25 protein-coding genes are annotated in these 16,663 nt (G+C 40.7%); 12 read left to right on the forward strand and 13 right to left on the reverse strand.

Features of this window, described 5'->3' with window-relative positions:
* The 3 genes from AOB49_RS08190 to AOB49_RS08200 all read left to right on the forward strand — a co-directional run.
* On the forward strand, positions 1-917 hold a 917-nt coding region (locus AOB49_RS08190), incomplete at its 5' end, for a DUF11 domain-containing protein (RefSeq protein ID WP_216634709.1).
* 2 nt (positions 918-919) lie between these two features.
* Entirely contained in the window at positions 920-2,632 is a 1,713-nt protein-coding gene (locus tag AOB49_RS08195) for a type I secretion system permease/ATPase (protein WP_062309810.1), read from the forward strand.
* 1 nt (position 2,633) lies between these two features.
* Complete coding sequence (locus AOB49_RS08200) at positions 2,634-3,557, forward strand: HlyD family efflux transporter periplasmic adaptor subunit (RefSeq protein WP_062309812.1); 924 nt, start codon at positions 2,634-2,636, stop codon at positions 3,555-3,557.
* A gap of 36 nt (positions 3,558-3,593) precedes the next feature.
* Here AOB49_RS08200 and AOB49_RS08205 read toward each other — a convergent pair whose 3' ends face one another.
* A complete protein-coding gene (locus AOB49_RS08205; protein ID WP_062309814.1) occupies positions 3,594-3,995 on the reverse strand; it encodes a hypothetical protein in 402 nt (133 codons plus the stop codon).
* Positions 3,996-4,159: 164 nt separating this feature from the next.
* On the reverse strand, positions 4,160-4,486 hold the full coding sequence (locus AOB49_RS08210) for a hypothetical protein (RefSeq protein WP_062309816.1): 327 nt from the start codon (positions 4,484-4,486) through the stop codon (positions 4,160-4,162).
* A 190-nt stretch (positions 4,487-4,676) separates the two neighbouring features.
* Here AOB49_RS08210 and AOB49_RS08215 point away from each other — a divergent pair, with 190 nt between their 5' ends.
* Positions 4,677-5,222 carry a hypothetical protein gene (locus AOB49_RS08215; RefSeq protein WP_216634711.1) on the forward strand — a complete coding sequence of 182 codons (546 nt, stop codon included), beginning with the start codon at positions 4,677-4,679 and terminating at the stop codon, positions 5,220-5,222.
* Positions 5,223-5,316: 94 nt separating this feature from the next.
* Here the strand turns inward: AOB49_RS08215 and AOB49_RS08220 are convergent, their stop codons facing one another.
* The 5 genes from AOB49_RS08220 to AOB49_RS12075 all read right to left on the reverse strand — a co-directional run bounded on the left by AOB49_RS08220 (position 5,317) and on the right by AOB49_RS12075 (position 8,323).
* Complete coding sequence (locus tag AOB49_RS08220; protein WP_062309820.1) at positions 5,317-5,943, reverse strand: nitroreductase family protein; 627 nt, start codon at positions 5,941-5,943, stop codon at positions 5,317-5,319.
* An 11-nt stretch (positions 5,944-5,954) separates the two neighbouring features.
* Positions 5,955-6,605 (reverse strand): BON domain-containing protein, encoded by a 651-nt coding sequence (locus AOB49_RS08225; protein ID WP_062309822.1) that lies wholly within the window; start codon positions 6,603-6,605, stop codon positions 5,955-5,957.
* Positions 6,606-6,751: 146 nt separating this feature from the next.
* Entirely contained in the window at positions 6,752-7,489 is a 738-nt protein-coding gene (locus AOB49_RS08230; RefSeq protein WP_082784117.1) for an SOS response-associated peptidase, read from the reverse strand.
* 10 nt (positions 7,490-7,499) lie between these two features.
* Positions 7,500-8,153, reverse strand: a complete 654-nt coding sequence (locus tag AOB49_RS08235) for a BON domain-containing protein (RefSeq protein ID WP_062309826.1) — start codon at positions 8,151-8,153, stop codon at positions 7,500-7,502.
* 14 nt (positions 8,154-8,167) lie between these two features.
* Positions 8,168-8,323, reverse strand: a complete 156-nt coding sequence (locus AOB49_RS12075) for a hypothetical protein (protein ID WP_156471383.1) — start codon at positions 8,321-8,323, stop codon at positions 8,168-8,170.
* A 157-nt stretch (positions 8,324-8,480) separates the two neighbouring features.
* On the opposite strand from AOB49_RS12075, the gene AOB49_RS08240 reads away from it, so the two are divergent.
* Genes AOB49_RS08240 through AOB49_RS08250 form a run of 3 tightly spaced genes read left to right on the forward strand, consistent with a single transcriptional unit; the run spans position 8,481 to position 9,698 of the window.
* On the forward strand, positions 8,481-8,909 hold the full coding sequence (locus AOB49_RS08240; protein ID WP_062309827.1) for a hypothetical protein: 429 nt from the start codon (positions 8,481-8,483) through the stop codon (positions 8,907-8,909).
* The gene (locus tag AOB49_RS08245) at positions 8,906-9,130 is read left to right on the forward strand and encodes a YgaP family membrane protein (RefSeq protein ID WP_082784118.1); all 225 of its coding nucleotides are present in this window, start codon (positions 8,906-8,908) and stop codon (positions 9,128-9,130) included. Before AOB49_RS08240 ends, AOB49_RS08245 begins: the two co-directional genes overlap by 4 nt.
* Positions 9,120-9,698: a nitroreductase family protein gene (locus tag AOB49_RS08250; protein ID WP_062309829.1), complete on the forward strand. Its 579-nt coding sequence runs from the start codon at positions 9,120-9,122 to the stop codon at positions 9,696-9,698. Before AOB49_RS08245 ends, AOB49_RS08250 begins: the two co-directional genes overlap by 11 nt.
* 72 nt (positions 9,699-9,770) lie before the next feature.
* Here AOB49_RS08250 and AOB49_RS08255 read toward each other — a convergent pair whose 3' ends face one another.
* Together AOB49_RS08255 and AOB49_RS12080 are read right to left on the reverse strand one after the other, a co-directional pair.
* A complete protein-coding gene (locus tag AOB49_RS08255) occupies positions 9,771-10,421 on the reverse strand; it encodes a BON domain-containing protein (protein WP_062309831.1) in 651 nt (216 codons plus the stop codon).
* Between the two features lie 18 nt (positions 10,422-10,439).
* On the reverse strand, positions 10,440-10,586 hold the full coding sequence (locus AOB49_RS12080; protein WP_156471384.1) for a hypothetical protein: 147 nt from the start codon (positions 10,584-10,586) through the stop codon (positions 10,440-10,442).
* 242 nt (positions 10,587-10,828) lie between these two features.
* On the opposite strand from AOB49_RS12080, the gene AOB49_RS08260 reads away from it, so the two are divergent.
* From AOB49_RS08260 to AOB49_RS08270, 3 genes are read left to right on the forward strand one after another with little or no spacing between them, the layout of a single operon-like run.
* Positions 10,829-11,515, forward strand: coding sequence for a phosphoribosyltransferase (locus AOB49_RS08260; protein ID WP_062309833.1), 687 nt, complete (start codon positions 10,829-10,831; stop codon positions 11,513-11,515).
* A complete protein-coding gene (locus tag AOB49_RS08265) occupies positions 11,512-12,201 on the forward strand; it encodes a dienelactone hydrolase family protein (RefSeq protein ID WP_062309835.1) in 690 nt (229 codons plus the stop codon). The genes AOB49_RS08260 and AOB49_RS08265 overlap by 4 nt, the downstream gene beginning before the upstream one ends.
* A 19-nt stretch (positions 12,202-12,220) precedes the next feature.
* Positions 12,221-13,552: an erythromycin esterase family protein gene (locus AOB49_RS08270; RefSeq protein WP_062309837.1), complete on the forward strand. Its 1,332-nt coding sequence runs from the start codon at positions 12,221-12,223 to the stop codon at positions 13,550-13,552.
* On the opposite strand, the gene AOB49_RS08275 is transcribed toward AOB49_RS08270, so the two are convergent.
* Complete coding sequence (locus AOB49_RS08275) at positions 13,549-14,109, reverse strand: phosphoribosyltransferase family protein (protein ID WP_172793421.1); 561 nt, start codon at positions 14,107-14,109, stop codon at positions 13,549-13,551. The genes AOB49_RS08270 and AOB49_RS08275 overlap by 4 nt on opposite strands.
* Positions 14,110-14,144: 35 nt before the next feature.
* Positions 14,145-14,585 (reverse strand): universal stress protein, encoded by a 441-nt coding sequence (locus AOB49_RS08280; protein ID WP_062309841.1) that lies wholly within the window; start codon positions 14,583-14,585, stop codon positions 14,145-14,147.
* Between the two features lie 145 nt (positions 14,586-14,730).
* On the opposite strand from AOB49_RS08280, the gene AOB49_RS08285 reads away from it, so the two are divergent.
* On the forward strand, positions 14,731-14,952 hold the full coding sequence (locus AOB49_RS08285; protein WP_156471385.1) for a hypothetical protein: 222 nt from the start codon (positions 14,731-14,733) through the stop codon (positions 14,950-14,952).
* Between the two features lie 72 nt (positions 14,953-15,024).
* Positions 15,025-15,207, forward strand: a complete 183-nt coding sequence (locus AOB49_RS08290; RefSeq protein ID WP_062309845.1) for a hypothetical protein — start codon at positions 15,025-15,027, stop codon at positions 15,205-15,207.
* 77 nt (positions 15,208-15,284) lie between these two features.
* Here the strand turns inward: AOB49_RS08290 and AOB49_RS08295 are convergent, their stop codons facing one another.
* The gene (locus AOB49_RS08295) at positions 15,285-15,761 is read right to left on the reverse strand and encodes an Hsp20/alpha crystallin family protein (protein ID WP_082784120.1); all 477 of its coding nucleotides are present in this window, start codon (positions 15,759-15,761) and stop codon (positions 15,285-15,287) included.
* Positions 15,762-15,860: 99 nt separating this feature from the next.
* A complete protein-coding gene (locus AOB49_RS08300) occupies positions 15,861-16,586 on the reverse strand; it encodes a cyclic nucleotide-binding domain-containing protein (protein WP_082784121.1) in 726 nt (241 codons plus the stop codon).
* Positions 16,587-16,663: the final 77 nt, after the last annotated feature.

Here is a 16,663-nt window from a genome sequence, read left to right on the forward strand (position 1 = left end):
TCACTCAGGCGGAGATGGATGCAGGTACTGACTTGGTCAATACCGCCGTAGCCGACACTGACCAAACTGCGCCAGAGCAAGCTAGTGCCACTACCACCATTGCACAAGCCCCAGATTTATCGATCACTAAGGTGGCTAATGTTGATTTTGTTGATGAGGCCGGCGATATTATTCTCTACACAATCAGCGTGGAGAATGAGGGCAATATTACATTGAATGGTGTAACTGTGACTGATGCCATGCTTGTTAGTACGCTCACAAATGATGCTAATAAAGATGGCATTATCGATGGCGATACCAACAACAATAGTGCTTTAGATCTTAATGAAACTTGGGTATGGACTGGTAAGTATGTTGTTACTGAGGCAGATATCAATGCCGCTAGGGCTTCAAGTACTCCATACAGCATAAACAATACAGCTTATGCTGATAGTAACCAGACCGGAGAGGAGCAAGCTTCTGAAACAGTTGGGGTGCAGGTAAATTTTGAAGGCTTGTCTCATGGTTATTGGAAAACACATCCCTCTGATTGGGATGGACTTGGAACCACGACTAGTTTTGAGAACTTCTTCTTTGGCTCACAGCAAAGCACTCTGAAATGGCAAGTTAGCTCCGGAGCAAAGCCTAATAAGTTCGTTACTGTGAATGATATTACCTTTGATCAGGCCCTTGCATTAACTGGAGGTAGTGAAGCTGCCCTTGCTCGCGAGGCAGTGGCATCCATTCTCAATATTCGGGATGAAGATGTTACCTATCGTTTTACTGAATCACAGGTCAAAGAGTGGGTTAGTGAGGCCTTGAGTAATCAGGCGGTTGATATCAATAATGATGGTATTAATGAGTTTGCCGCTGGAGCTGCAGCTATTACAGGAGTTAAGAATTTACTTGAAGTAAATAATAACCTCGAGTTGGTGTAATAGTGGCAAGCGCAGAACTTTCCTCAGTTCCTGGGATTCTGCCAATCTCTTTCAGAAGGAATTTTCCTTCTGGGGAGATTGCAGATACAGTCTATAAAAATCGTAATGCGTTTATGGCGGTCATTCTCTTTTCAGGTGTGATCAATTTACTGTATCTAACGCCGGCGATTTATATGCTACAAATCTATGACCGAGTATTAAATGGTCAGAGCATCCCCACCTTAGTTGGATTAACACTTTTGGTATTTGGCTTATTTGTCATTTTGGGAATGTTAGAGCATTATCGAAGCAAGATCATGGCAGATATTGGAAATCAGATTGATGCTGATTTATCAATCCGAGTTTTCCAGGCCGCATTTGCGCAGCAGTGTAGGGCTCCCGATAGTCAGCCTGGACAGGCTTTATGGGATCTAAATCAAATACGACAGTTTTTTTCAGGCCCCGGCTTGTTTTCTCTAATTGATGCTCCATGGATGCCAATCTTTATCGTGGTAATTTTTTTATTGCACCCCTATTTGGGTTGGCTAGCTCTATTTGGGGCAATTCTTCTTGCGATACTGACAGTTACTGCAGAACGTACTGCGCGAGAGTTAACTACGAGCGGTCAGCGTTTATCTGCGGCATCCAATGGGATGGCATCAACGCAGTTAAAAAATACTGATGTCATCACCGCGATGGGGATGCTTCCTACTTTAAGTAAACGCTGGCATGCAATGCATCATCACTCCGTAGATCAGCAGTTACTCGCATTTGATAGAGTCGCCTTGATTACTGGGGCGACTAGGGTGCTAAGACTGGTATTGCAGTCGAGTGTTTTGGGATTGGGCGCTTATTTGGTTGTCAATGGCGAGTTATCAGGCGGATCAATGATCGCTGCTACGATCTTGACGACAAGAGCGCTGTCTCCGTTAGAGTCGATGTTGGCGCATTGGAAATCTTTCCTTTTAACGCAAACTAGTTTTCTGAGATTAAAAGGCCTATTAAATGAGTTCCCAGTGAGGGTAGCTGGTCAAACAATGCCCCAGATCAAGGGTGAGATAGTGGTTGAAAATGCTTATATCGCTCCACCCAATCGCAAAGGTCCGGTTCTTAAGGGGGTTAACTTTCGAATAGAGGCTGGCGAAGTGATTGGCGTCATTGGGCCATCTGCATCGGGTAAATCTACCTTGGGACGAGCTTTATTGGGTATTTGGCCTTCAAGCCTTGGGACAATTCGGCTAAATGGTTTGGATATTACACGCTGGGATAGGGCCTTAATTGGGCCCGCGTTGGGTTATTTGCCTCAGGATATTGAATTGTTTAATGGGACAGTAGCTGAGAATATCTGCCGATTTGGGGAGGTGGATTCAGCTAAGTGTATTGAAGCTGCGACATCAGTAGGAATACATTCAACCATTCTCAAATTTTCAGAAGGTTATGAGACTCAAATTGGTGAGGCTGGAGTCAACTTATCGGGCGGTCAAAGGCAACTCATTGCTTTAGCCCGGGCAATTTATGGAAACCCAGTCCTAGTGGTGCTAGATGAACCAGATTCAAGTCTAGATGAAACTGGAGAGAGTGCTCTTATCGAAGTGGTTCGTAAGCTAAAAAGTACGGGTAGCACGGTGATATTGATTACCCATCAACCAAAATTACTGAAGGTAACTGATCGAGCAATGCTTGTACAGGATGGGCAAATTCTTAATGTGACGATGAAGAAAAAGGATGGGGATTGATATGGAAAACAGATCAATTAAAAGGGGTGCTTACGTCATTTTAGTAATGATTTTTGGATTTGTAATATGGAGTCTATTTGTTCCTCTGGACTCAGGTACACCATCTTCTGGGATCGTATCGGTAGATGGCCATCGTAAGGCTATTCAGCACTCATTGGGTGGAGTGGTTGATATCGTTTTAGTGAAAGAGGGTGATAAGGTAAAGGAGGGGGATGACTTGATACAACTGGAGGATAGTGCTGCGAAGTCGGCACTATCACAAGCTAAATCTGAATTAGATGCTGTAAATGCCCAGATCGCAATGCTTGAAAAAGTCATGCCGGGATTAAGAGGATTGGTTAGTGAAGGATATTATTCTCGCAATCAATATTTAGATAAAGAGCGTAAGCTACTTGAATCAAGAGCGCAGAGGGCGGGACTGATTGACAAAATTAATGCTGCTGATAAGGAATATGAGCGCACTATTATCAAGTCCCCTGTCGATGGCAGCGTGATGGGCCTTACGGTTACAAATAAGGGGGCTGTGGTGGTTGCGGGCTCAAAGTTGATGGAGATTGCACCTATTAATGATGAATTAGTTATTGATGCGCAAATTCGGCCTAATTTAATTGATAAGATTTATCCAGGTAAGCCTGCTCAAGTAAGGTTTACCGCAATGCAGACAGGTGTAACCCCAGTCGTGGTGGGAAAGCTTCAATGGGTTTCAGCAGATCGATTTCAGAATCGTGAAGATAAGATCAATCCTGAGGGTTATTACTTGGCAAGGGTTAGCGTAGGGAAAGACCAGCTAGCAAGATTGGGTAGCTTTCAGGTAGTTGCTGGCATGCCTGCAGATGTCATTATTAAGACAGGTGAGCGGACATTTTTTCAATATTTAATGAAGCCTATTTTCGATCGCTTAGCTTATGCGTTTAAGGAGTATTGAGATAAAGTCATCCAGCCTGCTGGCCTGTAATCAATATTAATGCTTAATGAGTCTAATTAATTCTAGAACAATTTTCTTCTGATCGGTAGTTAAGTTAAATACAAGCTTAAGCAATAATTCATCAGGTTCAGATAATCCATCGCCACTCTTCTTATTGTCCTCGCATAAGTGAGGGCTCCCATTATTACTCGAGCATAGAACCTCATTAAAATCCAGTTGCAACCATTCGACCAAAATTCTTAGCCTATCTTCCTCTGGTATCGATACTCCTCGCATCCATCTTCTCGCGCTTTCCTGTGTGATGGGTTCAATACCATGTGCGCGAAGATTAAAATCTCTTGCAAGGGCAGACGCTGTTGGGACTTTTCCATAGCGCGCATGCAAACATTTTCTTAAGGATTGGGAAAAATGATCCTTTATTTCAATTGTTTTTCTCATCTAAATAAAAAATAGTCAAAAGAGGAAGTTAGTGCAATTGGTATCGCTACAGTTGCTAGAAATATATATGGATTAATCGTACAGATCTAAGTAGGTTATTTATTGACAAAAATCAGAAATAGGGCAAGACTCACTAAATATTTAAGGGAATGTATTTTTAATATTTATGAAAAATGCTCAAGGGCATCGCTAATGAAGTCGGCTGAACTAATCTCACCATCTTTGGTATGTTGTTTAAAGTATTGAGAGTAAAAACTAGCAACTAATGTCCGTCCATCAAAGTCCATGCAAGATTTCCCCAACTTTCTTCTAAACCAATCTATGTGGCCACAAATGATATCCATATCATCTTCTAAAATTGCATTATTTAAGCTTTGAATAAATAAATCATCGCCTTCATCTTTGAGACTTTCTAAGCCGAGGACTATGTCATCAGGCGTACTGCAAGTGACACCACCAATTTTTCGGATTGCGGCTAATTTAGTTTCCATATCTCATATCTCATCTGCTGTAACGAATAAGTCATCCCAGTTTTCCATGCTATTGATGCGTGAAAAGAATTAATTGACTTATATCAAAAATTTGTTTTACCTCGAAGATACGATTAACCCTCAATAACAGGAGGGAATAATGGGAATAAATCAATTAAATGAAAAGTTAGAAAAAATTCAAAGCTCTAACATGAAGAGCTCTAAGGCGTTAAGTGAAATGACGGTTGAGGGGGCTAAAAAGCTTACGCAAGTACATGCCTCTCTAGCAAACCATGTGGCCAAAAATATGCAATTAGCGGCAGCCAATCTCATGACGGCAAATAGTCCTGAAGAGGCTTGGAATGTGATAAAGGGGGATGGGGGCGCCCCTTTTATTGAGGGATGGCAAGAGTATCAGAAATCTGTTGTCAGTACGATTGAGCGTTACTTGGAGGATTATTCAGAGGCAAATGAGGAGATTTATGAACATACGAAGGGGGGTGTAAATGAATTCTTTAAGTTGGCCTGCCAAAATGCTCCAGATGGTATGGATGTACTTATCAAACCCTATCAGTCTGCGATTAATGTTGCCCTAGAAGGCGCAGATCAAATGCATGTGTTACTTAAAAACTATGTTCATAACTTAGAGAGCAGTATTGCTGGTGGCGGTATCTTTGGAAGAATGACGGATTTAATACCGCAAGGGCCACTTCATAAATACTCAAAACGATCTAAAGGCGTTAGTAAGTCGCTGTAATGGTGCATTGAGATTGATAACGTGTTAAATCTAAGATTGATTCGGGGCAATATCGGCTGATATTTAACATCACTGTATTGCCCCATCCATATTGCTAGGGGGTGCCATTCTCCAAAGGAAGAGATTTCCAAGAGAGAATTTCCACTGGTTTGCGAGGTACTTGAGGGCCAATATGAGTTGGCTTGCCTAAGATAACGGGGGCGATAATCTCAACTTCTTCTGGGATGCTTAACTCGCGCTTCCATTGTGGTGTATTGATAATCTCAACGGCAAACCCAATCACACAACTTCCCAACCCATGTGCATAGGCTGCTAGCATGAGATTTTGCGCAGCGAGCCAGCAATCCGCTTGAACAAATTGACCTTGCAACTTACTGCAAATTAAGGCTAAGGTGGTGGAATTATAAAATATATTAAATTCAGGATTCCGAACGAGTTCCAATGCGTGCCTTGAAAATAAGTTCTGCTCAGTTTTTTTTGAAAGAATGTGCTGCTTAGCATCTTGCGAAATCCGATGGAGTAATCCCGAATCTTGAATTACAGAAAAGACACAGGGTTCTTCATGCATGGCCGTAGGTGCTTGTACTGCGGCATTAAATAACGTTGTGAGCAATTCTGAATCTACGATCTCATCAGTGAAGTCGCGCACTGAAATTCTTGAATAAATTGCTTCCATGATGGTGATGGGGTTAACCCCCACCACATCATTGAATATTTTCATCTTGAAATTCCTTAGGCAAAAGAAGTGTTGTCGATCACTTTTTTAACGCCTGGGATAGCCCAAACAGCATCAATAGCGAGTGATTTTTCTTTCCAATCATGGATTTTTCCACCTAAGGTAACTTCGTCACCATGAACGTTGACTGTAATCTCCTGAGCTTCATCGTGTGCACGACGTTTTAAGGCTTTTTCGATGTCGATCTTCACAGTCGTTACTGAAATTGCTGGTTTTAGACTGATAAAGTTATATACCCCCCTAACACCAGTTAAATATCGAACAGAGTTTTCAGCAGAAATTCGCTCAAAATTCCAAGGGACTTGACCTGTCAAGGTAATGTAGCCATCCTCAACTTTGATTGAGACGGAATCGGCTAGTTTGTAAACATTCCACTTGAGGGCATCCATTGCTGCCTTAGCAATCTCAGTGTCACTTTTCTTACTTGAGCCTGGTAATACGACATCTAATTCAACGGCGATCACTTTGACTCCCGCAACGCGTTTTGCAGCCTCTTCAGCATTCCACTTTTCAGCAAAACTATCAACATGGCCTGATAGTGTCACCACGCCATTTTTTACTTCCACCCCTATGTGTGCAGCATTAACTTTTGGCTCCCACTTGAGTTCAGCCATTACATCCTGTTGAATTTGAATATCTGTTTTCATTTTCTTCCTCTATGTCTTTAAATTGCTTTCCAAGTCTTTGATTACCAATTTTGCTTCTGATGAAAAATATAAGCACTCTTTAAATTTCAATTTTGAGGAATGTCAAAATTTCTGTAGTTAAAAATTGATCAGAATCAATTAAATATTTAGCTGATGGTGGAATCAACATCTCTGATTTTTTCAACTTTTAGTTCCCGCTGAAATGGCTCCGCAATAAGATCGATAGGCGGATCTAGGGAGATAATCTCACTAGCCTTTTTGATGCTAGCTTCAAGCCATGAATGTAGATGTAGATCAGGAATAATAATGGGCATTCTTTTTGCATCCCCGGGCTTATGAAAGCGACGTAATAAGGGATGGATGCTCGCATCTCTAGTCAAGATGCAAAACGAAATAATGTCTTCACCCATTGCAACATCAGTCCATCTTTCCCAAAGACAGGCTAATGCAAAGGGGCTACCATCTTTTTTATGGACTCTCCAGCGAACTGCAGAGCCAGTTTCGTAGTTAGGTTGCATAAAGCTATCAACAATTACTAGTGCAAAATGCCTGTGGCTCCATGCAACTCGAAAACTGGGTTTTGAGCTAACAGTTTCACTTCGAGCGTTATAAGTTTCTCTATGAAAATCAAGTGTATGATTTGCCGTCATTGACTCGCTTTTCACGTTGTAAGTGTGTCTATTCGCCTTAGCCCCCTTAGCCCATGACGGTATAAGACCAAAATGGGCTAGACTGCATTTATATTGGCCAGAATCAAATGCGGCGCGGATAATAGGGCAGTAGTAGCTAGGGTATATTTCTTCGCGAAATTTCTTAGGTAGAGAGACTGAAAATTGCTTTTCTACCCATATACGATTTTGAGTGGGAATAAAATTGAGACACATACTATATTAGCTAGTAGCCCACCTGAAGATGGTCAATCACATTTTTGACTGTGGGGATTGACCAAGCTGCATTAATTGCCGAGTTTCTTTCCGACCAACTTTTGACTTTTCCAGCAATGGTCACGATATTTTGATCGATCGTAATATCTAATTTCTGCGCTTGATCAATAGCCTGACGTGCGAGGGCATTTTGAATATCTTGCTTGATGATTGGACCACTCAATTTTGGCTCAACTTCAATTAAATTACATACGCCCGTTACCCCTAGCATATTAGAGGCGTAGCTTTGAGCCAAATCTTTCTGATGAAAGGCTTCCACTTTTCCACTCAAGGTTATAAAGCCTTGTTCTACTTTGACATGAATTTGTTCATGAGGATCAATACTGCTCCAAGCGATAATGCTTTGCATTTGGCGAGCAATTTCAGTATCACTCCGCGTAGACGATCCCGGCAATAAAACTTTAATTTCTTGAGCAATTGCTCGAACACCCCGTACACGCTTTGCCGCTTTTTCAGCATTGATTTTTTCAGAGTAACTTTCGACGTATCCTGAAAGCGTAACAACACCTTCGGCTACCTCCACCCCAATATGGGAAGCCTTGATTTTGGGATCCCAACGAATTTCAGCAAGGACATCAGCCTGAATTTCAATATCATCTCTCATGTTGTATTGCACTCCTAATTGACAACATGTTTTTGGGTTCGTTTATCGCGATTTTTCTTAATGGCTCTATCCATAGCCTCTTGCCAAATAAGGCGATCCCATAATTTGGGATCCATATCTTTGCAATTATTTGATTCTTTGGAATAGCTACTAGATACCTTCTTATTCATAAGATCCCCTATCGGTGTGTTAGCTCTTGAAATCAATGTAATCAGTCTGAACATATTTTTTTTGATTTTTATCAAGATTAAGATTTAAGTTCATCTTATAAATTAAACATGAGAGAACCCGTCTCACACGATCAACTATCTATAGATGGAGAAAAAAATGAATCAATTTATTATTAAATCCTTTTTTACATCACTAGCTTTAATTTTTGGTATGCACTATTGCTATGCTCAATTACCTGAAATTGAGAGTCGCAGCAATCTCTCATGCATGATGGGCGGGGTGGGGGAGGACGAATCTAAGGCTATGCGCGAAGAGGCTAAGAAGTGGCCTCTCAATATTGAATTTTCAGAGCATGTTGGTAAATCAGATTTATGGGTTTCTGGGGCGACACTCACCATTATTAATAAATCAGGAAATACTATTTTTGAAGAGACCTGCAATGGACCTCTGTTCTTAGCAAAGCTAGCTCCTGGAAAGTATCAGTTAATTGCTACATATCAAGGCGTTACTCAGAAAAAGACTATCGAAATTCGAGAGGGAAAGTCACTTAAAGCGTCCTTTAATTGGAAAGGAAAAGCAGCATGAGTCTATCAAAGATGCATGCTCAGAGATATAACGTAGGTCATCTTGATCGACTATTAAGAATCCTCGTTGGTATTGATTTGATGGGTTTAGCAGATATGCATTGGATTGACTTTTGGGGGTGGGTGGGTGTTATCCCATTATTGACTGGGATCTTGCGCTATTGCCCCCTCTACGCTTTACTTCATATCAATACCTATAGGGATGCTGGCTATGTTAAGTGAGTTTAACTATGGCGGTCCAGTGATGCAGGCAATTGTAAATCGACGAAATAATTACCATTTCTCAAATCATCCAGTAAGCAGATCATCAATAGAAACCTTGCTTGAGTCTGGTATGAGAGTTTCTCTAAAAAATGAAGCTGATCGATGGTCATTTGTCGTGATACAGGATGAGGATTATGTGCGATATCTTAGAGAATACAGTGCTTTACTAAATATATTGGATGGTAAATATAACAGTGCTACACAAAAGATCGTTGCTCAAGATGCCTCGCTTAATAGTGGTGGTGCAGGATCACTCATTCTGGTTTGCGCTAATTTAGCGATGCCATTTTCTCTTGATCATTGTTGGCTTGCCGTGGAAAACATGCTATTGACTGGGAGCGCTTTAGGTTTTGGCATTTCATTGGACGGATCCCTATTAAAAGTATTGAACTTATCCATGATTAAGAGCGAATTAAATATGCCAGAGGAGTTGACAGTTTTGGCGGCGATGATGGTAGGCGAGCCAGAGAATCCCATTTTGCCAGTAAATAATTACTCTCCCAAAGTGTGGAAGTGGTTAAGTTGAAGCTAAGATTAGTGAGCTAGATTATCTTCAGAAGGTTTAAATTTATAATTTAAACCTTCTATTTTTCACTTGTTAGGCAAAAGACATCTGATCGACAACATTTCTGACGCCAGGAACACCCCAAGCAGCGTCGACTACTAAATTCTTCTCAGACCAGTCGTGGACTTTACCCGTTAAGGTTACGTCGCTTCCGCTGACTAAGACCTTAATATTTTGGATATCACTTTGCGCGCGCCGATTGATAGCGGCATCTATATCAGACTTAACGGCTGTGACAGATACTTTAGGCTTAACTGAAATATTGTTGTAGATGCCCTTAACTCCAGTTAAATATCGAATTGCATTCGCTGCGGCAAGCTTTTGGAATTGCCACTCAACCTCTCCAGTGAGAGTCACAAATCCATCTTCAACTTTAGCCTTCACGAGAGCATCTAGATGGTATGTGTTGACTTTCATTGCATTTGCTATGGCCAAGGCAATCTCGCTATCACTTTTAACGCTTGAATTTGGCAAAATAACCTCTAAATCAATGGCTAGCACTTTTACGCCGGCAACTCTCTTAGCGGCATCTTCGGCATTCCATTTCTCCGCATAACTATCTACGTGCCCTGAAAGAGTAACAACACCATTATTGACTTCTACGCCGATGTGCGCGGGATTCAATTTAGGATCCCATTTTAATTCTGATAGTACATCTTGCTGTAATTGAAGATCAGTTTTCATATTTTTCCTTTAGATAATTTATTTCATCAGTAGTGCATTGAATTGCAGATCCATATTGTTATAGATGCTGTTATTGCTAATAAATTCTTGACTTAATTGATAGAAATCTTCCTCGCCGATCTCTTCAATATCCAAAATTTCTACAACTTTTGGTTCATTTTCCATATGTATCCTCTTTATCAATTGAATTGATGGGATCGACCTTAAGAAGGTTCTTAAGAAAACCCGACCCCAGGAGAGAAACATTAAGACTATGCTCGAAGGTTTTTTTGATTTATCACAAATTTTTCCAAAACAAATAAAGACCTTAGTCTATGCGGGTATGCAATTAAAAATTGATATATCTCAATAGTTGAAAGCATGTTGCTCTTAGCATTTAAGGCTCGCAATCAAAGAAAGTTATTTCCATGGATGGGTATAAACGATTTAAAGATAGGGAAGAGGCTGGAGCACTATTAGCTCGTAAGTTAATTGATTTTAAAAATGATATAGATGCGATTGTTCTAGCTCTACCAAGAGGTGGAGTTCCGATTGGATTTGTGATTGCCCTTGAATTACAAAAACCACTAGATATTTATCTGGTTAAAAAGCTGGGCGTTCCAGGACAAGAAGAATTGGCAATGGGAGCAGTATCGACTAGCGGAGAGGTGAGTTTAGAGAAAGGATTAATTGGACGTCTAGAAATTAGCGACAGCGATTTAGATGAATTGATTGCTGAAAAACAGGTTCAACTTAGGGAACGAGAGATCCTGCTAAGAGGAAAGCGAAAACCTGTGGAACTTAGTGGTAAGACCATTATTTTGGTAGATGATGGATTGGCTACTGGCGCAACGATGGCAACAGCAATTAAGGGAATTAAGAAGCATCACCCTAAGAAGATTATTGTTGCTATTCCGGTTGCATCACGTGAGTCATTGGACCTTATTCAAAAGGAAGTTGACGAAGTCATTTGCCTACTGGTACCTGATTTTTTCTATTCCGTAAGTGTGTGGTACTCGGATTTTCGTCAGACAACTGACGGCGAAGTCATCACCTTACTCAAGAAATCTGAGGAATTATTACCAGCAGGTCACCAATCGGATGGTTACAGATGAAAGAAAGCTTATGGACCAAACATGATGTACGAATTGCGTGTGGGATCGTGTATATCGATGGCACATTGACCGTTCCTAACCATCCTATTGGCCTCATCATATTCGCCCATGGCAGTGGCAGTAGTCGATTTAGTCCGCGTAATAATTATGTAGCTCAACAGCTTAATCAAGCGGGTTTTGCAACCTTGCTTCTTGATCTTTTGCTTGTAGCAGAAGATCAAGATCTAGAAAATCGCTTCAATATTTCTTTATTAAGTTCTAGGCTAGCCTCAGCAGTTAGCTGGGCTGCAAAAGCTGAATCACTTTCCTCTCTCCCCGTTGGTTTGTTTGGCGCAAGCACAGGTGCGGCAGCAACTATTGAGCTGGCTGGAAAGAAAGATTTTAATTTAAAGGGGAGAATTTATGCCCTGGTCTCGCGAGGAGGTCGACCTGATTTGGCGCCACAATCCTCTATTGAGAATGTCAATGCGGCCACATTATTGCTTGTTGGGCAGAACGACGAGCCTGTCATTTCTTATAACAAACGTGTTTTTGACCAGATGCATTGCACTAAATCTATGGAGATTATCGAGGGAGCAAGTCATTTATTTGAAGAGCCTGGCACTTTGGAGTTGGTTGCAGAAAAGGCGCTTAAGTGGTTTAAGAAAAATCTGCATCCAAAACTTACTCAGGATGCTAAATCCTAATTGATCGAGAGAATGAAGCATGCATGAGCTAAACCAACTAAGGCAGTATGCCATTCCCCTTAAGGCGGATAAGGCTAATTATGAGCCATTGATGAGCAGTATTGGAGATTGCCGATTTGTTCTCTTGGGGGAGGCGAGCCATGGAACTGCAGAGTTTTATCGAGAACGCTGTCTAATTTCAAAGAAATTAATACAGGAAAAGGGCTTTAACGCTATTGTCATTGAGGGTGATTGGCCAGACTCCTATAGGGTGAATGATTTTGTAAAAGGGCAGTCATCAGACCCTGACGCTTATGCGGCTCTGGGGGGATTCCAGCGCTTTCCTGCCTGGATGTGGAGAAATGATGAGGTATTCGAATTCCTGAATTGGTTAAAGGTATTCAACGGGAGGGTGAATGTTGCAAGCAAGTTGATTGGATTTTATGGGATGGACCTATATAGTCTATTTATCTCAATGGATATTGTGCTTGAGTATCTTAAGAAAGTTGATCCAGTCTTGGCTGAGAGAGCAAAAAAACGATATGCCTGCTTTGATCATTACAACAAAGATAGTCAGCTTTATGGATATTTAGCCTCCTATGGTGAAAGATTGCATAGTTGTGAGCAAGAAGTAGTTGAGCAAATGAACGAATTTCTAAAAATGAAGGAATATATTCGGGCACTAGGGTCGACTAAAAAAGATGAGTTCTTCTCTGCAATGCAAAATACTCGATTGATTAAAAATGCTGAGGAGTATTACAGAGCTATGTTTAGCGGAAAGTTTTCTTCTTGGAACTTGCGCGACCAACATATGGTGGAGACGATTGCTGAGATTGATCGGCACTTAAGCAAAAACTTGGGCGTTCCAGCCAAAATCATTGTTTGGGCTCACAACTCACATCTTGGAGATGCTAGAGCGACTCAGCAGAGTCTTTCTGGTGAGCTTAATGTAGGCCAACTCATGCGACAAAAATATGCCTCAGAAGTCTATTCCTTAGGATTTACTACCTATCAGGGCTATGTTACCGCTGCTGCTGAATGGGGTGCAAGCGCAGAGAGAAAGTCTATTAATCCAGGTTTGGAAGGTAGTTATGAAAAGCTGTTTCATCAGCTGGGGTTTGAACGTTTCCTTTATATATTCAAAGATAACCCGCAATTGCGGGCAGTATTGCCCAGTAAGCTCCTGGAGCGTGCTATTGGCGTTGTGTACTTGCCTCAGAGCGAAAGGAATAGTCACTACTTTTACGCCAATATGACAAATCAATTTGATGCTGTCTTACACATTGATACTACTGAGGCATTAAAACCACTAGAGAAGTATGCTCCTATCCCCAAAGAAGATGCCCCCGAGACATTTCCGAGTGGTCTTTAAAGTGTGATGGGCCCTTTTCTAGGGCTCGCAAGCACAATCTTTAATGTAGGCTCATATGGAGGAATATTGCATTCAATGATGGAATCAGCATAGACCTGAAGTGTTACTCCAATGACATTGGCAACAATAGGTAATCGAGTAGCGCAACGATCGACTAGACAAGCGGTATAGATCAATGAAGGAGTTTTATGGATGAGATGATCTATCACTGTTAACAGGGAGTTGCCTGTAAATAAAACATCGTCTACCAGTATGACTGTATACCCAGATAAATCAGTCAGCGGAGTCTTATCCTCAATCCTTAAGAGCGTCTTGGGGTAGAGAATACTGAGATCGTCGGCATACCTCTTCACATCCAAGTCAAGCCGCAGAATATCTCTTGTGTCCCCACTGCGTCTTATTTCTTGCAAAAGTAGATCGGCAATTGGGGCTCCACGCCTCAGCAGGCCAATGAGCGCGATTTTGGTGTGAGTCGCAAAAATCCCCTGAATCTGAATTGCCATCCGGCGAATAATGCGTTGCACCTGATCCGCATCGAATAAGAGAGTTCGTTCCATTGCGGACAGATTGTCAATGGCCATGTTCAACATAGCTACAGGACTAACACTGGCAACTTGGAAGAGACGATTACCTTATGTACCTTATCTCCCAAGAGTACATTATTTATGCCTGTGTAGCGATGAGATGCCATGGCGATGCAGTCTACTTTATTTTTCTGCGCTGCTTTTAATATGCCATCGGGAATATCGTCACTAAATGTATGCACCAAAACAACTGAGTTTGCTTTATCAAGTAACTTCTCATACTTCTCAAAAAGTTTTTGAGCAAATTCCTGGCTTGTTTTTCGATGTGTATCTTCGCTAACGTAGTATTCACTAAGAGCGCTTTCCGAATAAATCGTAGGGGGGTAAGGATCAGAAATATATGTCAGAAAGATTGACTTACCAGTGAGATCAATCGTGGAGTGTAGCTTTTTAATCATACTTCTGACCAATTGTGAGTCATCAATAGGAACCAGGATTTTATTTAGCATATTTTCTTTCCAAAAGTCATGGGTTAGACATAGTTGAATACTGATCTCAAATTGAATATTTATTTTGATAAATCTCAAAAATATTCACGAATTAAGAAGAAAAATGAGGATGCATTCCGGAACATTTTTAATGGAGGAATTTAAGATGAGGATCAGGGTAAATCGAGGAACGCTGAGTAAGCGATGCAGCAAACATCAGGGTGGAGGTGGATTTTCTGTTCTATTTCCAGGCATCTATGAGGGTGAAATGTTGGCGGGTGATGAATTAGTGCTATTTAAATGTAATGGAGAAAAAGCCTATCTCCCCCCAAATAAAATTCAAGAAAAGATTAACTCTGGTGATATTACATTTTTGGAGGTTTACTAATTAATTGAGAAAAATCAATCGTTAAATTTCCCGCCGTTTTATACATGTAACCAATGACAGAGAGGTATATGTATGAAATTTAAAAAAAGCGATTATTTGTATGAAGACGACAGCCATGTTGACTTACAGGGGTTAGATAATGGATCGATAGATCATACGGGGATTTTGGTGGCAAGTTTATCCGCATTGATCATCATCTTAATTGCCGCATTAAGTTCTGATATAGATCTTATATCTTTGTATTTTAGTAGGTAAAAGAGGGCTACTGTAGTGCTTCAATTAGTTTCCTCGGCCCCAGATACCCTGGAAAGCCGAGGGTTAAACTACCGCGATTATTTAATCTCTATCTCATGGCTACTGCCGCCATTGGCTTTTGGTAAAGTAAGTTGTAGTACGCCATTTTCATAACTTGCTTTTGCCTTTTCTCGCATTACTTCACTCGGAAGTTGAAAGCCTCTTGACGATGAGCCATAGTAGCATTCACTACGAATAATGCGCTCATCAGCGCTGCGCTCCTCTTTTTCTGACGAGGTTTGAGCAGTAATATTTACAAAGCCGCCATCAATGGATACATGGATATCCTCTTTCTTTGCCCCCGGAATTTCTGCGCGTACTATAAATTCTTTGGGCTTCTCGCTAACATCCACTCGAATTTGGGGTTCAAACGCCTCACTTAAAAGGGGTCTTGCATAGAGGCTTGGCGTCTGAAAGTCATCAAAAAATTCAGTAAAAAGATTTGGAATGAATCGTCGAAGCGGTGTGGTGGCGCGGGTAACTTGTTGTGGTGATGATTTAGTTATATTGCTCATAGTATTTCCTTATTGAATTAAATTCGAGCTCATGCTCGAGTCTAATTTATCAATTAAGAAAAAAACACGGTGTCAATATCTTGATAATTATCAAAAAAATTAGTTATGGATAAAGACTGACTTTAATTTGTCTTTTTGCAATACAGCAATCTTTTTATTTGTAACTGCTAGAATCTTCTTATTAATCAGATAAGAAAATGATCTACTAAGCGTTTCTACAGTGATGCCTAGATAGCTACTTAATTCCCCCCGATTCATTGGCAAATTAAACTCATCGCTTGAAACATCTAGGGCGTTAATTTTATTTGAGAACTCTATTAAAAATTGGGCTAATTTTTCATTTGCATTTAAGCAGGCCAACAAAAAAATATGAGCTTGAGTATCATTCAACAATGTACTCATCAAGCGATCTAAATTTGCTTGAAGAGCCGGATATGATTTTGCCGCGTTTAATAATTGAGAGTAATTAATGCAACATACGTCACTATTTGTTAAGGCTGTGGTTGCTGTTTGATGATGCCCATCCTGGAGGCCATCTAACCCTGCTAATTCACCGGGCGAATAAAATTTAATGATTTGTTGTCTACCATCAGCATAGCTACTTTCAGATTTTAAGATACCGGCTCTAATGTTGTAAATGGAATGTAGCTTATCGCCGTTGTGATATAAATTTTTTCCCTTTTTAAGGGTAATTTTTTTTACATACAAATTACTCAATTGATCAATCTGCTCTGCAGTGAGGCTAGAATTTATACATCGATGTCGTGAAATACATTGAAAACAGGTATGGTGTGTACTTGAACTCGATGATAAGATTCGATCCATATTCTTTGATTTCCTTTGCAAGCTATCAAGTAATGCTGGAATTGATAGGCAAAGGCTATATGAATTTCTTACCTTAT

Origin of the sequence: Polynucleobacter sinensis (genome assembly GCF_001595985.1) — a bacterium.
Lineage (GTDB): Bacteria > Pseudomonadota > Gammaproteobacteria > Burkholderiales > Burkholderiaceae > Polynucleobacter > Polynucleobacter sinensis.

Coding starts and splice junctions, on each gene's coding strand:
- AOB49_RS08200 (WP_062309812.1), top strand. CDS start 2,634: ATGGAAAACAGATCAATTAAAAGGGGTGCTTACGTCATTTTAGTAATG.
- AOB49_RS08205 (WP_062309814.1), bottom strand. CDS start 3,995: ATGAGAAAAACAATTGAAATAAAGGATCATTTTTCCCAATCCTTAAGA.
- AOB49_RS08210 (WP_062309816.1), bottom strand. CDS start 4,486: ATGGAAACTAAATTAGCCGCAATCCGAAAAATTGGTGGTGTCACTTGC.
- AOB49_RS08215 (WP_216634711.1), top strand. CDS start 4,677: ATGAAGAGCTCTAAGGCGTTAAGTGAAATGACGGTTGAGGGGGCTAAA.
- AOB49_RS08220 (WP_062309820.1), bottom strand. CDS start 5,943: ATGAAAATATTCAATGATGTGGTGGGGGTTAACCCCATCACCATCATG.
- AOB49_RS08225 (WP_062309822.1), bottom strand. CDS start 6,605: ATGAAAACAGATATTCAAATTCAACAGGATGTAATGGCTGAACTCAAG.
- AOB49_RS08230 (WP_082784117.1), bottom strand. CDS start 7,489: ATGTGTCTCAATTTTATTCCCACTCAAAATCGTATATGGGTAGAAAAG.
- AOB49_RS08235 (WP_062309826.1), bottom strand. CDS start 8,153: ATGAGAGATGATATTGAAATTCAGGCTGATGTCCTTGCTGAAATTCGT.
- AOB49_RS12075 (WP_156471383.1), bottom strand. CDS start 8,323: ATGAATAAGAAGGTATCTAGTAGCTATTCCAAAGAATCAAATAATTGC.
- AOB49_RS08240 (WP_062309827.1), top strand. CDS start 8,481: ATGAATCAATTTATTATTAAATCCTTTTTTACATCACTAGCTTTAATT.
- AOB49_RS08245 (WP_082784118.1), top strand. CDS start 8,906: ATGAGTCTATCAAAGATGCATGCTCAGAGATATAACGTAGGTCATCTT.
- AOB49_RS08250 (WP_062309829.1), top strand. CDS start 9,120: ATGTTAAGTGAGTTTAACTATGGCGGTCCAGTGATGCAGGCAATTGTA.
- AOB49_RS08255 (WP_062309831.1), bottom strand. CDS start 10,421: ATGAAAACTGATCTTCAATTACAGCAAGATGTACTATCAGAATTAAAA.
- AOB49_RS12080 (WP_156471384.1), bottom strand. CDS start 10,586: ATGGAAAATGAACCAAAAGTTGTAGAAATTTTGGATATTGAAGAGATC.
- AOB49_RS08260 (WP_062309833.1), top strand. CDS start 10,829: ATGGATGGGTATAAACGATTTAAAGATAGGGAAGAGGCTGGAGCACTA.
- AOB49_RS08265 (WP_062309835.1), top strand. CDS start 11,512: ATGAAAGAAAGCTTATGGACCAAACATGATGTACGAATTGCGTGTGGG.
- AOB49_RS08270 (WP_062309837.1), top strand. CDS start 12,221: ATGCATGAGCTAAACCAACTAAGGCAGTATGCCATTCCCCTTAAGGCG.
- AOB49_RS08275 (WP_172793421.1), bottom strand. CDS start 14,109: ATGGAACGAACTCTCTTATTCGATGCGGATCAGGTGCAACGCATTATT.
- AOB49_RS08280 (WP_062309841.1), bottom strand. CDS start 14,585: ATGCTAAATAAAATCCTGGTTCCTATTGATGACTCACAATTGGTCAGA.
- AOB49_RS08285 (WP_156471385.1), top strand. CDS start 14,731: ATGAGGATCAGGGTAAATCGAGGAACGCTGAGTAAGCGATGCAGCAAA.
- AOB49_RS08290 (WP_062309845.1), top strand. CDS start 15,025: ATGAAATTTAAAAAAAGCGATTATTTGTATGAAGACGACAGCCATGTT.
- AOB49_RS08295 (WP_082784120.1), bottom strand. CDS start 15,761: ATGAGCAATATAACTAAATCATCACCACAACAAGTTACCCGCGCCACC.
- AOB49_RS08300 (WP_082784121.1), bottom strand. CDS start 16,586: ATGGATCGAATCTTATCATCGAGTTCAAGTACACACCATACCTGTTTT.